Source organism: Dietzia sp. HMSC21D01, from assembly GCF_001815995.1.
Lineage (GTDB): Bacteria > Actinomycetota > Actinomycetes > Mycobacteriales > Mycobacteriaceae > Dietzia > Dietzia cinnamea.
Window position 1 is genome coordinate 1 of record NZ_KV823644.1, and the last position, 1,188, is coordinate 1,188.

2 protein-coding genes are annotated in these 1,188 nt (G+C 71.7%); one reads left to right on the forward strand and one right to left on the reverse strand.

Going from position 1 to position 1,188, the window contains the following annotated elements; genetic code table 11:
* Positions 1-62: 62 nt before the first annotated feature.
* The gene (locus tag HMPREF3086_RS01160) at positions 63-620 is read right to left on the reverse strand and encodes a GtrA family protein (protein WP_246830842.1); all 558 of its coding nucleotides are present in this window, start codon (positions 618-620) and stop codon (positions 63-65) included.
* Positions 621-952: 332 nt separating this feature from the next.
* Here HMPREF3086_RS01160 and HMPREF3086_RS01165 point away from each other — a divergent pair, with 332 nt between their 5' ends.
* Complete coding sequence (locus HMPREF3086_RS01165; RefSeq protein WP_007633899.1) at positions 953-1,135, forward strand: hypothetical protein; 183 nt, start codon at positions 953-955, stop codon at positions 1,133-1,135.
* Positions 1,136-1,188 lie beyond the last annotated feature (53 nt).

A 1,188-nucleotide genomic window follows, 5' to 3' on the forward strand; every position in this document is an offset into this window, starting at 1 on the left:
GCAGTAGCCAGGGGTTGTCACCGCCGGCGCGGCGGCGAGCAGGAGCGCGACGGACATGCCGGTCAGCGGACCCGGAAGATCACGGTCCGCTGGACGATGAAGTTGGTGACGGTCGCGACGCCCTGGGCGATGACGTACCCGATGGTCGTGGCCCAGAAGGTGCTCCAGCCCAGGCCGTGGAAGAACGGCACGAGGACCATGAACAGACCCCACTGCACGCCGAACATGAGGGCGTACAGGCACATCGTGGCGATGAACCGCGCCCGCGACGGCTCGGCCCGGAACGTCCACCGGCGGTTGATGCCGTACGCGGTGAGCGTGCCCGCGACGAACGACAGCGCCTTGGCCGGGCCGTAGCCCAGACCGGCCAGCATGAGCAGCTGCAGTAAGCCGTAGTCGACGACCGCCGAGAGCACCCCGGTGAGGAAGAACCGCACGATCTGCGTCTTGAGATCGGTGCCCTCCCGCGGGTCGGACTCGTGGTGCGACTCCAGCGGGTCCACCGCGCCCCGCAGGGAGTCGAGGACGGAGTCGACGGGGTCGGCGGCGTCGGCGGGACCGGTCTGGTCGGTGGAGTCGCTCCTGGGGCCGGCGTCTCTCGGGGAAGAACTCACCAGCACAGGGTAGGCCGCGGCTGTGCGGAGTGAACATCCACACAGGGGGTTGTGCGGCCCCGGCGGGCGTGTCATCCTTTTCTCCATCGCGGGCACACCAGCCCGTTCCCGGTCGAACCGTCCGGCGACACCTCCGCCGACACGTCCGACCCCGCTGGAGCGATCCGCTCGCGGCACACCCCATCTCTTCCCGGCGCCCACGCCACGAGGTCCGCGCCTTCTCCCCGGGTGAGCCGCCGTCGTCTCCACCCCCACGCACCCGAACGACTCCCGTCGTCGTCCCGCCCCGGCGGTGACGCGCCGGGCCCGTCGTCCTTCCACGACCAGGAGTGAGTCCCATGTCGCAGTACCGCAGTCCCGCCATGAACAACGCGCCGACCGCGTTCTCCTACACGCCCACCGGGCGGGCGATCCCGCCGTCGTCGCCGCTGCGCACGCCCAACCGTCGCCCGGCGTCGCCGTCGTACACGCCCACCGGCCGCGTCGTCCTGTCGACGCCCACCACCCGCGGCTCCGCCTAGGACGAGCCCACCCCCGAACACGCGGTTCGCGCGCGCCGGTCACCCCCGGCGCG